Source organism: Caballeronia ptereochthonis (genome assembly GCF_001545075.1).
Lineage (GTDB): Bacteria > Pseudomonadota > Gammaproteobacteria > Burkholderiales > Burkholderiaceae > Caballeronia > Caballeronia ptereochthonis.
In genome coordinates this window covers 43,113-56,661 of sequence record NZ_FCOB02000020.1, presented here as the reverse complement: position 1 = coordinate 56,661, position 13,549 = coordinate 43,113, and the positions used below count along the sequence as shown (strand labels likewise).

Sequence of the window (13,549 nt, the reverse complement as noted above, 5' to 3'; positions counted from 1 at the left end):
GTCAGGCCGGCTCGTCGCGCGCCGCGGCTTCGGCCGCGCGCAGGCCGAACACGGCGGCCTTGATCAAGCCGCCCACATACCCCGAGTTCGCACCGCCTTCTATGCCGCCCGTCGTCGCGCCCGCGGCGTAGAGTCCCGGCACGGGGCGGTCGTGTGCGTCGAGTGCGCGCGCGTCGGCGTCGATCACGATGCCGCCCATCGTGTAGGTCATGCCCGCGCAGAGCGGAATCGCGATATGGCGCGGCCCGCGTATCGGCGCCGCGCCGCCCGCGAGCATCGCGGGCTTCACCGTGCGCGGCGGCTGCAGCGAGGCGAGCCTGCCCTGTTCCAGCGCGCCGTTGTACGTGTCGATGCTGTGCGCGAGCGTGCGCGCATCCATGCCGGTTTCGGCCGCGAGGGCATCGATGCCGGCTGCGCGATGCACCACCGCGCCCAGTTCCTCGAGCGCCGGGTTGGGCGCGAGCAGGAACGCGCGCCCCGCCGTTTCCCAGATGGCTTCATCGAGCACCACGAACGACGAGAGCGGCTCGTCGAGCGCCGCGATGGCGTTGGCGAGCGCGACGCCGCCGAGTCCCTCGTCCGTGAAGCGCCGGCCATCGGCGTCGACGACGATCGCGCACGATGCGACGATATCGAGCACCGGATAAGGCCATAACGATTCGCTGTGCAACGCGGCCTTGTGCTGCACGTGGCCGTAGAAGCGGTCCATGCCCGTGAGCGCCGCACCGGCCGCGCGCGCCATGCGGATGCCGTCGCCCAGGCCGGTGCCCGCCCCGCGCTTGCACAGGTGCTCGGGGCGCGGCGAGATATGCTCGCGCACCATCTCCGCATTCCCTTGAAAACCGCCATCGGCGAGAAGCACGGCATGCGCGCGCACGGCGAGCCGACCGCCGTCACGCGTTTGCGCGATCACGCCCGTGCAACGCCCTTGCGACACGTCGAGGTCCCGCGCCCGCGCACCGCGCACGACGCGCCCGCCCGCCGCGACGAACGCGCTTTCGAGCGCCTGCAACAGGCGGTCGCAGCCCTTGCCGCGCCAGTGGTTCTGGAACCCGGTCTCGCGCAGGCTGAACGGCATCAGCATGTTGCCCATGAACGGATACTCGCCGCCGCGCCCGAACGCGCCGCCGTGCGCCGCGAGCCAGTGCACGACGCGCGCGCCGTCGCGTGCAAGCGCTTCTGCGAGCGACGGGTCGCGCAGGCCCGCGCTCGCGTCGGCGATGGCGTCGGCCAGGGCCTGCGGCGCTTCGTCGAGATCGCGAAAGGCGATATGAAACACGCCGCCCGCGTAGCGCGAATTGGCGGGATAGAGCGCATCCTCGCCCGCTTCGAGCACGACCGCGGACAAGCCGAGTTCCGCGAGACGGTTTGCCGCCACGAGTCCGGCTAGCCCGCCGCCGACGATCGCCACGTCCGCGCTGATTGCATCCTGAGTCATCGAGAAATCTCCGGTGTCGGAAAGCGGCATCAGCCGAGATAGGCTTGCGCGATCGCTTCGTGCCGCCGCAGCGATTCGCCCGTGCCGTGCGCCGCCACGTGGCCGACCGACAGCACGTAGCCGTAGTCCGAGAGTTCGAGCGCTTCGTCGGCATGCTGCTCGACGAGCAGGATCGTGAGTCCCGCGCGGCGCAGCACATGCAGCACGTCGAACATGCGCTCGACCACGAGCGGCGCGAGCCCGAGCGAAGGCTCGTCGAGCAGCAGAAGCTTCGGGTCGGCCATCAGCGCGCGGCCGATCGCCACCATCGACTGCTCGCCGCCCGAGAGCGTGATCGCGCGCTGGTTGGCGCGCTCCGCGAGCTTCGGAAAGAGGTTGTAGACGTAGTCGAGCCGCTGTCGAAACAGCGCGGGGTCGCGCCGCCGCAGCAGCCGGTGAAAGCCGAGCCGCAGGTTCTCGTACACCGTGAGCGCGGCAAAAACCTGACGGCCTTCCGGCACCTGCACGATGCCGAGTTCCACCACATCCGGCGCGGAAAGGCGCGTGATGTCCTCGCCGTCGAACGTGATCCGGCCGCTCGTCACATCCACGAGACGCGAAATGGCGTTGATGAGCGTCGACTTGCCCGCGCCGTTCGCGCCGACTGCCGCGACGATGGTGCCCGCCGCGATCTCCAGCGAGACGCCGTGCAGCGCCTCGGTGCCCTTGTAGCCCGCACGCAGGCCGCTAATGTTGAGCATGCGCCCCCCTTACTCCGAGATACGCCTCGATCACCTTCGGGTCGGACTGCACGGTTGCTGCGTCGCCTTCGGCGATCTTCGCGCCGTGATCCAGCACGACGATGCGATGGCACAGGTTCATGATGAAGCCGATATCGTGCTCGACGATGAGAATCGTCAGTCCGTCGTCGTTCAGCTGGCGCAGCATGCGGCCGAGCGCGGCGGTCTCTTCGTCGTTCAGGCCCGCCGCGGGTTCGTCGAGCAGCAGAATGCCCGGCTCGCTGGCGAGCGCGCGTGCGATCTCGATCAGCCGCTGCTGGCCATGCGGCAGATGCGCGACCAGATCGTGCGCGCGCTGCGCCAGGCCGACGAACTGCAGGAGCTCCATCGCCCGCGCGGCGCAGCGCCTTTCATCGGCGGCGACGCGGCGCATGCGCAGGAGCGATGCGAGAAAGCCGTCGACGAGCGCCGGATGAAAGCCGAGCATCACGTTCTCCAGAACCGTGAGCCCGCCGAAGAGACGCACGATCTGGAAGGTGCGCGCCATGCCCATCGCGCTGCGCCGATGCAGCGGCGTGCCGGTGATGCGCGCGCCCTTGTAGAACACGTCGCCCGAGGTGAGGCCGTCCACACCGGTGATGAGGTTGAACGTCGTGGACTTGCCCGCGCCGTTCGGCCCGATCAGCCCGACGGCCTCGCCTTCGCGCACGTCGAAGGACACGTTGTCGACGGCGCACAGGCCGCCGAAGCGCTTGACGCCGCGTTGCACCGACATCAGCACGGGCGCGTCGATCGCCGCGCGCGGATTCGCCTGGGTTCTCATCGTCCGGCTCCTTTCTTTGCGACTTCGCTCGCGAGCGGCTCGACGATCAGTCCCGGACGGCCGCGGCGGCCGCGGCGCACACGCGCCGCGAGCCCGGCGACGAGGCCGGACAGGCCATTGGGCACGAAGATCAGGAACAGCAGCAGACAGGCGCCATAGGCGAGCGTCTGCAGGTCACCGAAGCGCGCGAGAAACTGCGGCGCGATCACGACGACGATCGCGCCGAGGATTGGCCCGTAGCGCGTCGCCAGGCCGCCCACCACGGCGATCGTGAGCATCGAGACGAGCACAGGGAATTCGCCCATGCCGGGGCTGACCTGCCGGTTGACGACCGCGAACGCCACGCCCGCCACGCCCGCGAGCACCGCGCTGAACACGAACGCGCGCAGCTTCTGCGCCGCGACGTTCACGCCGAGCGCGGCGGCGGCGCGGTCGTCGTCGCGAATCGCCTGCAGCGAGCGGCCCAGATGTCCCGAGACGATGAAGTTCTGCAACGCGAGCGCGATCGTCGTGGCCGCCACGATCATGTAGTAGAGCGTCACGCGGTCGAGCGGCTTGTCGCCGATCGCGAGCGACGGGATCAGGAGGCCGCCCGAGCCGCCCGTCACTTCGATCCAGCGATTGGCCACGCCCGAGACGACGAGGCCGAAGCACAGCGTGGCCATTGCCAGATAGTGCGTGCGCAGCCTGAGCAGCGGTATGCCGATCAGCAACGCGACGAGCGCGCACACGACGAGACTCGCAGGAAACGCCGCCAGCGCGGAGAAGCCCGCCTTCGATTGCAGCAGCGCGTACGCATAGGCGGCGATCGCGAAGAAGCCCTGATGTCCCATCGACACCTGTCCGCAATAGCCGTAAAGCACGTTGAAGCCCATGCCGAGAATCGCGTAGATGAAGATCAGCGACACCAGGCGCAACTGGAAGCCCGTCGTCATGACGAGCGGCGCGGCGAGCGCGGCGGCGAGAAAGATCGCGAACGGCAGCGACGGCGGCACGAGCCGGCGCGCGGGCGGCGCCGCGAGCGAGGGAGAAGAGAGTTTCATCGGCGGGATGCCTCGAAGTCGCCCAGCAGCCCGAACGGACGCACGAGCAGGACGATCAGGATTAACAGGAAGATGATCGGCTCGGCGTACAGACTGCTGCCGTAGCCCGCGACGAACGCCTCGAGCACGCCGATCGCGAGCCCGCCCGCCGCCGACGCGAACGGACTGCCGAGGCCGCCGAGAATCGCCGCCATGAAGCCCTTCACGGTCAGCTCGACGCCCATCGACACTTGTCCGCCGAGCAGCGGCCCGACGAGCACGCCCGCGAGACCGCTCACGAGCGCGCTGAACATGAAGCCGAAGCGCACCACGCGCGAGGCGCGAATGCCCATCAGTTGCGCGACGCGCGGCTGCGCGCCGGTCGCGCGAATGCACAGCCCGAAGCTCGTGCGGTACAGCAGGAACCACGTTATGCCGAGCAGCACGACGAACGCGACCATGATCGCGATCTGCTGGAGATTGGTGGTGAGCGGGCCGAGCGTGATGGGATCGAGCGAGAAGATATTCGGCACGTAGAGCTGATTCGCGCCCCAGATCAGCAACGCGCCGCCGCTCGCGATGATCGCACCGGCGAGCGTGCCGATCATCACCGTGAGCGGCGGCGCGCCGCGCTTCATGAGCGGGCGATAGATGCCGAACTCGAGCGCGAGCGCGCCGGTGAGCACCACGGCGATCACCGCGGCGATCGCGAGCGGCGCGGGCAGGCTGCACGTGACCATGAAGAGAATCGCCGACATCGCGCCCGCCATCACGAAATCGCCTTGCGCGAAATTGATGATGCGGTTGGTTCCGTAGATGAGCGAAAGTGACAGGCCGATCAGCCCGTACACGCTGCCGTTGGTCAAACCGGCGAGCAGGAAAACTGCCATTTTGTCCATGAGGATTGCCCTGTTGCCTGGGCGCATCGCGCGCTTTCACCCGCGATGCGCCGAGCCGGAGGAACGCCGCGTCAGAGCGGCTTGAACTTGGCGAGGTCGGGTTTCACGAGGCGCGCGCCGTCGTTGGCCACTTCCACGAACACGTACCACTTCTCGTCGGGCGAGCCGTGATGCTGCTGCGGGCCGAAGCGATAGCTCGCGCCCTGCTCGCCCTGCAGCCCCTTGAACTGCGTGAGCTTCTCGACGCCGTCGCGCAGCGCCTTGCGCGCCGCTTCGAGGTCGCCGGCATCGAGCGCCTTTTGCACCGGCGGCGTCCCGATCACCTGCAGCGCCGCCTTCGCCGCGTCATAGCCGATCACCGGATAGAGCGTCGGCTGATGCGGGCCATAGCGCCCGTTGAAGTCCGCGAAGAATTTCTGCACGTCGGGGCGCGCGGGGTCGACCGTATCGGGAATCAGCGCGCCGTCGCTGGCCGCTCCCGCGAGGCGGCGCAAGGTGTCGAGCAACGCGCTGCGCGACACGATCACCGGCGCGCTCATGTTGAGCTGGCGCGCGGTGCGCAGCACGCGTGCGCCATCGGCCGCGTACGGAAACACTAGCAGCACGTCGGGCTTCGCCTCGCGCAGGTTGGTAAGCTGCGGCGACAGATCGGTCGCGTTCACGTCGTAGGTCTGCTGCGCGACGACAGTGATGTTCTTCTTCTTGAGCGCGGCGGTGGTCGCGCGCGCGCCGTCGGTCCCGAAAGGCAGCGAGTTGTTGATGATGGCCGGGCGTTTGAAGCCCTGCTTCGCAAGCAGATCGGCGATGGCGGCGGCATCCTGCCGGTTCGCCGGCCCGAAGCGGAAGTGATACGGCGCGGGCGGATCGGTCAGCGAGTCCGTGCCGGCCGAGAGCATGAAGTACGGAATCCTGTTCTCGGTCGCGATGGGAATCATCGCGGCTGCCGGCGCCGACGGATTGCCGCCGATGATGATGAGCGCGCGGTCGTCCTCCGCGCAGCGCGACGCGAAAGTGGCGGTGAGCTGCGGATCGGTCTTGCCGTCGTAGGCGACGAGCTTGATCTTGCGGCCCGCCACGCCGCCCGCGGCGTTGGCTTCGTCGATCGCCATCTGCACGGCCTGATATCCCTGCGTGCCGGTATCGGCCGCCGCGCCGCTGCGGTCGTCGACCGAGCAGATCACGACCGGCTCGGCAGCATGCGCCGATACCGAACAGGCGAAGGCCGCCGCGGCGAACGCGGTCCGCATGGCCTCCCTCCATCGCGAACCGGATTGCGGACGTACTGCGGGTTCTGCGTGACTCATTTTTTTGTCTCCTCAACTTTTGGAAGCGGGAATTACGGCTTTTTAAGGCTCTAATTTGTCATTGGATGAACCTTTGCAATTATCATAGAAGCGTGTATTTTCCGCTGTCAAGAAAGCGCGACTCGGGGTTTAACCTCGGTTGGCCGCGCATATGCTCAGGCTCGAAGCAGTTCCACGAGAAACCAATCGAAAAACCAGCACGGAGACTCCCATGCAAACCAACGGATGCTGCAACACCATGCTCGGCGTGAGGCTCGCGAGACCCGGCGACGTCGGTCTCGCCGAGTTGCCGCGCCCGACGCCCGGCCCCGACGAAGTGCTGCTGCGCGTGCTCGCCGCGGGCCTGTGCCAGACGGATCTGCACATCCGCAGCGCCGCCGACTCGCGCACGCCGGACGGCACCACGCTCGGCCACGAGATCGCGGGCGTCATCGAGCAATGCGGCGACGGCGTCACGCGGTGGAAGCCCGGCGAACGCGTCGTCGTGCATCCGTGCTGGTCGTGCGGCGCATGCGCCGCGTGTCTCGCGGGCCGTCAGAACGCGTGCCGCAAGACGCCTTCGCGCCTCGCGCCGCCGCACACGCCGGGCGTCACCAAGCATGGCGGCATGGCGCACTACGTGTGCGCGCCCGAGCGCGCGCTCATGGCGATCGGCGCGCTCGACCCGGCCGTCGCGGCCACGCTCACCGACGCCGCGCTCACGCCCTATCACGCGATCCGCACCTGCGCCGACCTGTTGCATCCCGGCTCGACCACGGTCGTGATCGGGCTCGGCGGGCTCGGCAATCTCGCGGTGCAGATCCTGCGGGCGACGAGCGCGACGCGCATCGTCGCCGCCGACATCTCCGGGGCCGCCATCGATGCCGCGCGCGCCTGGTCCGACGTGACGCTGCGCGCCGATGCGCCCGACTTCGCCGAGACGGTCGTCGCGATGACGGACGGCTTCGGCGCGGACGTCGTGCTCGACTTCGTCGGCAACGACACCACCCTGCGGCACGCAGCGGCCATCGTCGGGCGCTATGGCGCGATCCGTGTGGTCGGCCTGTCCGGCGGCACGCTGCCCTTCGTCGCGCGCTCGGCGGGCAATGCGTTGCCGCGCGGCGTCACGGTTATGTGCCCTTACGGCGGCACCTATGCGGACCTTGCCGCGGTCATCGCGCTTGCCGAGCGCGGCGCGATCCGCCCGCTCGTCACGCGCTTTCCCCTCGCCGAGGCCATGCGCGCCTTCGACGCGCTCGAAGCCGGCGCCGTGCGAGGCCGCGCCGTGCTGATCCCCGACGGAGGCGCGCAAGCGTAAGCGCGCCCGCGCGCGGCGGCGCTACGCGGTCTGCGCCGCCGCGAAACGCGGCTGACCGATCATCATGTCGGCCACTTTTTCGGCCGCCATCATTACCGGGAAGTTGAGATTGCCGCTCGGAATGTGCGGGAAGATCGACGCATCCACCACGCGCAGGCCGTCCACGCCGCGCACGCGCGCCGCGTGATCCGTGACGGCGAGCGGATCGTCGGCGGCTCCCATGCGGCACGAACACGACGGATGCCACACGCCCACGCATGCGCCGCGCACGAACGCGCGCAGCGCGGCCTCGTCGGCGAGGAGTTCGGCGAGCGTCGCGCCGCCCGCGATCACCTTTCTCATCAGCACCCGGCGCAGCGGCGCGGGGCCGTCGAGCAGCGCGGCCAGCACGTCGGTCACGAGCTTGTTGCGCGGGCTCAGCATCGCCACCTGGCGCACTTTTTCGCTGTAGCTCGCGGGAAACGGGTCGTCCGTGACGGCGCGCACGGACGCTAGCGCCTGCACGGCGGCCATGCGGCGAAAGCCGTCCATCAGCCGTTCGAGATCGCGCTCGTCAGCGAGCATGTTGAAGTCGACCTCGGGCGCCGCGCGCCAGTCGGACGATGCGAGCCGCACCTCGCCGGCGTTCGAGAACGGCTTGTTCACGTACATGAGCATCGTGCCGATGCGCTCGCCCACCGCGTGCCACGACGTCTTCGTGACGATCGACACGAACATGTCGCCCGCCGGCGCGCCGCCGATCCGGGACGAATAGCGCCAGCCGGTCATGATGTGACGGCGCGTCGCGGCGTTGATGCGTGCGCCCCTGCGGATGAACGACGCCAGCGCGATCGACGGGTGCTCCATCAGATGCCGGCCGACGCCCTCGAGCGCGGCCACCACGCCAATGCCGTGCTCGCGCAGATGCGCCGCCGGCCCCACGCCCGAGCGCATCAGGATGGCGGGCGATTGCAGAGCGCCCGCCGACAGCACGACCTCGTTCGCACGGACCTCGGGCGGCAGACCGGGCGCGTCGAGCCGGACGCCGACGCAGCGCCGGCCGTCGAAGACGAGGCTCGCCACTTCGACGCCGGTCCAGATGGTGAGGTTGGGACGTGCGCGCGTCTTGTCGTCGAGATAGGCCATCGAAGCCGATACGCGCTTTTCGTCGACGTTGGAAATCGCGATCGGAAAGTAGCCGTCGCGGAACTCGCCGTTCTGATCCGGCAGATAGTCGTAGCCCGATTCCGCAAGCGCGGCGGCGATCGCCGTCGCGTGCCCGGGCCAGGCCTCGCGATGAATCCGGCGCACCGGAATGCGGCCCGACGAGCCGTGCAGCGGGCCGTCGAAATCGAGGTCGCGCTCGACCTTTCTGAAATACGGCAGCACGTCTTCCCAGCTCCAGCCGGCGACGCCCCGCGCCTGCCAGTCGTCGTAGTCGGACGGTGCGCCGCGGTTGAAGAACTGCCCGTTGATGGACGAGCCGCCGCCGAGAATGCGCGCCTGCTCGTACTTGCGCAGCTTGCGCGGTTCGCTCGAACCCGGCGCGGGCGCGACGGTCGTCACGCGCAATTCGGGCCACAGATAAGCCGGATTCAGATACGCGGTGCCCGGATAGCTGTCGAGAATGGCGGCGGGCAGTCTGTCGTTCGGCAGGTCCGCGCCGGCCTCGCAGAGCAGCACGCGCCGGGAAGGGTCCGCCGAAAGCCGGTTGGCGAGCACGGAGCCCGCCGAACCGCCGCCCACAATGATCGTGTCGAAGGTCGTCATCGCATTGTTCTTCGTTGTGCGTCCGGGATCAGTCGAGACTCACGGCTACGCTCTTCACCGAGGTGTACAGGTCCAGCACTTCGCGGCCGCGCTCGCGTCCCCAGCCCGACTGCTTGTAGCCGCCGAACGGCAGCGCCGGCTCGTTCACCATGTGCGCGTTGACCGACACAGAGCCCGCCTTGATGCGCCGCGCGAGCTTGTGCGCGAGCGACAGATTGCGCGTCCAGATGCCGGCGAACAGACCGAATTCCGTCCGGTTCGCTTCGGCGGCGATGCCCTCGAGATCGTCGTCGTCGAAAGGCATCGCGCAGACCACGGGACCGAAGATCTCCTCGCGGCGGATCGCCATGTCCGGCGCGGTGTCCACGAACACCGACGGCGCGACGAAATAGCCGTCGGAATCGAACACGCGCGGCGCGCCAAACCGCCGCGCGCCTTCCTCCTCGCCGAGCGCGACATAGCGTTCCACGCGCTCCTGCTGCTGACGCGAGATGAGCGGCCCGATCTGACTCGCCGGATCGAGGCCGTGCCCGACCGCGAGCTGGTCGCCGTGCCCGATCACGCCCTCGACCACGCGGTCGAACACCTTCCTGTGCACGTAGAGGCGCGAGCCCGCCGAGCACACCTGGCCGGCGTTGAAGAAGATCGCATTGGCGGCGGCGGGCGTCGCGCGCTCGAGGTCCGCATCGGGAAAGACGAACACGGGTGACTTGCCGCCCAGCTCCAGCGAAACCTTCTTGAGATTGCCGAGCGACGCCTCGACGATGCGCTTGCCCGTCGCAGTCGAGCCGGTGAAGGCGATCTTGTCGACATCTTCATGCGCGGCGAGCGCGGCGCCCGCCGTCGCGCCGAAGCCCGTGACGATATTCACGACGCCCGGCGGAAAGCCCGCTTCCTCGATGATGTGGCCGAGCCGCAGCGCATTGAGGGGCGTCTGTTCCGCCGGCTTCAGCACGACGGTGCAGCCGACGGTCAGCGCGGGCGCGAGCTTCCAGATCGCCATCGACAGCGGAAAATTCCACGGAATGATCTGCCCAACCACGCCCACGGCTTCACGCGACGTATACGCATGCCATTCGCCGGGCACGGAAACATCCACCGTCTCGCCGTTGAGCTTGGTCGCCCAGCCCGCCATGTAGCGCACCATCTCGGCCGTGCCCGCGATGCCGCGCCGCGCGACGGCGAGCGGCTTGCCGTTGTCCACCGCTTCGATTTCGGCGAGCTCGTCGCCGTGCGCTTCGATGAGATCGGCGAGCTTCATCAGCAGGCGCGTGCGCTCGGCGGGTTTCATGCGCGGCCACGGCCCCGTTTCGAACGCGCGGCGCGCGGCCCTCACGGCGAGGCCGATGTCCTCGGCGCCGCCTTCCGGCACGCGCGCGACGACTTGCCCCGTGCCCGGATCGAAAACATCGAAGGTCTTGCCGGAATGCGCCTCGACCCAGCGCCCGTCGATCAGCATGCGATGCGCGGAGCCGATGAAGCGCGCGCTCGACGCACCGAGGGACGCATAACGGGAGGATGACAAAACAGTCGACATAAAGTGGATTCCTCGTGTTCAGGTGACCGGTTCGAGCAGCGTGCGCAGATCGAGGGCGGCATCGCCGACGTGTTCCGGCGTGACGGGCGCGCCCGCCGCAATGAGACGGCGCGCCGCGACGTGATCGACCGGCCGGTTGACGGACTCCACCGCGATCAGGCGGCCGCGCGCGAATCCGTAGGCGGAGAACTTCATGCCGGGGCGGTCGCCGCGCAGCACGATCTCGTCGGCGCGCAGCATGCCGAGGCCCGCGATCTGCAGCTTCGCGCCGCCCTGATCGCTCCAGAACCACGGCACGGCGTCGAACGTGCGCAGCGGGTCCGCGTCGCGTCCCGCGAGGCGTGCGGCGAGAAAGCGCGCCTGGTCGACCGCGTTCTGCACCGATTCGATCCGGCAGTGTCCGTCCGCGAAGCGTGACGGGAACGACGCGCAGTCGCCCAGCGCGAAGACGTGTGGATCGCCGGTCGCGAGCGCGTCGTCGACGACGATGCCGTTCGCGGTCGGAAGCCCCGCCTCCCGCGCCAGCTCCACGTTCGGCACCACGCCGATGCTGATCAGGACGAGGTCCGCCACGATATGCTTCCCGTCCGCCAGTTCGACGCCGCTCACGCGCCCGTCCTGCGCGTGGATCGCGCGCACGCTCGCATCGAAGATGAAGCGCGTGCCGAGCGCCTCGTGGTGCGCCCGGAACGCCTGCGCGACGGGCGCGCTCACCACGCGGCTCATCGGGGCCGGGCCGGCTTCGATCACCTGCACCGGCACGCTTTGCGCAGCGGCGACGGCGGCGAACTCGAGCCCGAGAAAGCCCGCGCCGATGATGACGACCCCGCGCGCCCTGCCGAGCGCCGCGCGCAGCGCACGGGCGTCGTGCAGCGTGCGCAGGTCGAATATCCCGCTTGCGTCCGGAGTGCCCGTGAGCGTGCGGTTGCGCGCGCCGGTGGCGAAGACGAGCTTGTCGTAATCGATGCGCCGGCCATCCGCGGTGAAGATGCATCGCGCTTCGCGCTCGACGCGCTGCACGCGCACGCCCGGCATCAGCTCGATGGCGGCCTTCGCATAGAACGCCTCTGGCTGAAACGTCAGATGCTCCGCTTCGCAAGCGCCGCTCTGAAACGCCTTCGAAAGCGGCGGACGCTGATACGGCAGATCCGGCTCCTCGCCTATCAGGACGACGCGCCGCGTATATCCCGCTTCGCGCAGCGAGGCCGCGAGCTGATAGCCCGCCTGCCCCGCACCGATGATCACCACGCCTCTTTCCGTCATCTCACGACCCCGATCGAACGCATCCAAATAAGGCTGACTTCATTCTTCCTCGTACGTGATGACGAGCGCGGGGCACAGGCGCGCCGCCTCGCGAACCGAGGCGTGCAGCTCGGGCGGCGGATTTTCCTGCAGCACGACGACGAGACCGTCGTCCTCGTTCTGGCTGAACACCTGCGGCGCTGCGACCACGCACAGGCCCGCGCCGATGCACTTGGTTGCGTCGACTTTGATTCTCATGTCCGTCTCCTTGCTGTTTCTGCTGACTGTTTGCGAACGCCGGTTCACCACTCGACCGGCAGCGCGTCCACGCCGTACACGAACGCGTCATGGCGGAAGCTGATCTCCTCGGGCGACACCGCGAGCCGCAGCTTCGGCAGGCGCTGGAAGAGCGTCGTGAAGACGATCTGCAGTTCGGCGCGCGCGAGCGGCTGGCCGAGGCACTGATGCACGCCGTAGCTGAACGCGACGTGATGGAGCGCATCGCGATGAATGTCGAACTCGTCGGGCTGGGGAAACATCTTCGGATCGCGATTCGCCGCGCTGATGAGCGCGAGCACGCCCTCGCCCTTTTTGATCTGCGTGCCGGCCACGGTGACATCCTCGAGCGCGACGCGCGGCCCGTTGTAATGCACGATGGTGTGAAAGCGCAGCATCTCCTCGACCGTGTTGCGCACGAGCGATGGATCGGCGACGAGCGCGTCCTTCTGCGCCGGGTTGAGCAGCAGCGAGAGCGTGCCGAGCGCGATCATGTTCGCCGTGGTCTCGTGTCCGCCCATGAGCAGCAGCTCGATGGTCGCGAGCGCTTCCTCGCGCGTCATGTGGCCGGGCACGACCTGGCTCGTCACCAGGCGGCTGATCAGATCGCTGCGGTTGCCCGGGTCCTGCATCTTTTCGGTGATGAGCCTGTCGAGGTAGTCGCGCATCTCGGCGCCTGCGCGCACCGGCACTTCCGGGTCCGCGGTCAGATCGAGCTTGGCCTTGCTGCGCTCCTGAAAGAACGCGCGGTCTTCGTAGGGAACGCCGAGGATGCGCGAGATGACCGTGGTCGGCACCGCGAGCGCGAAGTCCTCGAACAGGTCGGCGGGCGAGCCCTTCGCCTCGAGCTCGTCGAGCAGCACGTCGACGGTGTTCTGCAGTTCGGGGCGCATCGCTTCGACGTGATGCACCATGAACTCCTTGGTCAGCATGCGGCGATAGCGCGTGTGATCCGGCGGGTCCATGCGGATGATGGTCGGCGGATGCTCGTTCATCAGCAGCGACGCACGCGCCGGCGCGATGAACGGATAACCCGGCGTCGAGGGCACCGTGGAAAAGCGGTTGTCGCCGAGAATCGCGCGCACGTCTTCATAACGCGTCGCGATCCACGCTTTCGTGCCGTCGGGCATCGTGACCCGGGACAGTCCTGCCTGCTTGCGGATTTCGTCGTATTCCGGCGGCGGTGCGAACGGGCACCGGCGCATCGGAAACGCGGGTGCGGCGGTTGGATCTTGCATGGCGG

General features: G+C 68.6%; 12 protein-coding genes. 1 reads left to right on the top strand and 11 read right to left on the bottom strand.

Annotated elements, in window-relative coordinates; all coding sequences use genetic code 11:
* Nucleotide 1: 1 nt before the first annotated feature.
* From AWB83_RS21190 to AWB83_RS21165, 6 genes are all read right to left on the bottom strand, one after another.
* Nucleotides 2-1,438, bottom strand: coding sequence for an FAD-dependent oxidoreductase (locus AWB83_RS21190; RefSeq protein WP_159463070.1), 1,437 nt, complete (start codon nucleotides 1,436-1,438; stop codon nucleotides 2-4).
* Between the two features lie 29 nt (nucleotides 1,439-1,467).
* A complete protein-coding gene (locus AWB83_RS21185) occupies nucleotides 1,468-2,178 on the bottom strand; it encodes an ABC transporter ATP-binding protein (RefSeq protein ID WP_087047581.1) in 711 nt (236 codons plus the stop codon).
* The gene (locus AWB83_RS21180; protein ID WP_087047580.1) at nucleotides 2,165-2,980 is read right to left on the bottom strand and encodes an ABC transporter ATP-binding protein; all 816 of its coding nucleotides are present in this window, start codon (nucleotides 2,978-2,980) and stop codon (nucleotides 2,165-2,167) included. The genes AWB83_RS21185 and AWB83_RS21180 overlap by 14 nt, the downstream gene beginning before the upstream one ends.
* On the bottom strand, nucleotides 2,977-4,023 hold the full coding sequence (locus AWB83_RS21175; RefSeq protein ID WP_087047579.1) for a branched-chain amino acid ABC transporter permease: 1,047 nt from the start codon (nucleotides 4,021-4,023) through the stop codon (nucleotides 2,977-2,979). Before AWB83_RS21175 ends, AWB83_RS21180 begins: the two co-directional genes overlap by 4 nt.
* Nucleotides 4,020-4,901, bottom strand: coding sequence for a branched-chain amino acid ABC transporter permease (locus AWB83_RS21170; protein ID WP_159463069.1), 882 nt, complete (start codon nucleotides 4,899-4,901; stop codon nucleotides 4,020-4,022). The genes AWB83_RS21175 and AWB83_RS21170 overlap by 4 nt, the downstream gene beginning before the upstream one ends.
* A 71-nt stretch (nucleotides 4,902-4,972) precedes the next feature.
* A complete protein-coding gene (locus AWB83_RS21165; protein ID WP_087047577.1) occupies nucleotides 4,973-6,148 on the bottom strand; it encodes an ABC transporter substrate-binding protein in 1,176 nt (391 codons plus the stop codon).
* Nucleotides 6,149-6,416: 268 nt separating this feature from the next.
* Here AWB83_RS21165 and AWB83_RS21160 point away from each other — a divergent pair, with 268 nt between their 5' ends.
* Nucleotides 6,417-7,502 (top strand): alcohol dehydrogenase catalytic domain-containing protein, encoded by a 1,086-nt coding sequence (locus tag AWB83_RS21160; RefSeq protein ID WP_208636786.1) that lies wholly within the window; start codon nucleotides 6,417-6,419, stop codon nucleotides 7,500-7,502.
* Between the two features lie 21 nt (nucleotides 7,503-7,523).
* Here AWB83_RS21160 and AWB83_RS21155 read toward each other — a convergent pair whose 3' ends face one another.
* The 5 genes from AWB83_RS21155 to AWB83_RS21135 are packed head-to-tail and all read right to left on the bottom strand — an operon-like array spanning nucleotide 7,524 to nucleotide 13,544.
* Nucleotides 7,524-9,251 (bottom strand): GMC family oxidoreductase, encoded by a 1,728-nt coding sequence (locus AWB83_RS21155; RefSeq protein ID WP_087047576.1) that lies wholly within the window; start codon nucleotides 9,249-9,251, stop codon nucleotides 7,524-7,526.
* A 28-nt stretch (nucleotides 9,252-9,279) separates the two neighbouring features.
* Nucleotides 9,280-10,788, bottom strand: coding sequence for an aldehyde dehydrogenase family protein (locus AWB83_RS21150; RefSeq protein WP_087047575.1), 1,509 nt, complete (start codon nucleotides 10,786-10,788; stop codon nucleotides 9,280-9,282).
* Between the two features lie 18 nt (nucleotides 10,789-10,806).
* Nucleotides 10,807-12,036, bottom strand: coding sequence for an NAD(P)/FAD-dependent oxidoreductase (locus AWB83_RS21145; RefSeq protein WP_208636785.1), 1,230 nt, complete (start codon nucleotides 12,034-12,036; stop codon nucleotides 10,807-10,809).
* Between the two features lie 54 nt (nucleotides 12,037-12,090).
* The gene (locus AWB83_RS21140) at nucleotides 12,091-12,288 is read right to left on the bottom strand and encodes a ferredoxin (RefSeq protein WP_087047573.1); all 198 of its coding nucleotides are present in this window, start codon (nucleotides 12,286-12,288) and stop codon (nucleotides 12,091-12,093) included.
* A 44-nt stretch (nucleotides 12,289-12,332) separates the two neighbouring features.
* Complete coding sequence (locus tag AWB83_RS21135) at nucleotides 12,333-13,544, bottom strand: cytochrome P450 (RefSeq protein ID WP_244197829.1); 1,212 nt, start codon at nucleotides 13,542-13,544, stop codon at nucleotides 12,333-12,335.
* Between the last annotated feature and the right edge of the window lie 5 nt (nucleotides 13,545-13,549).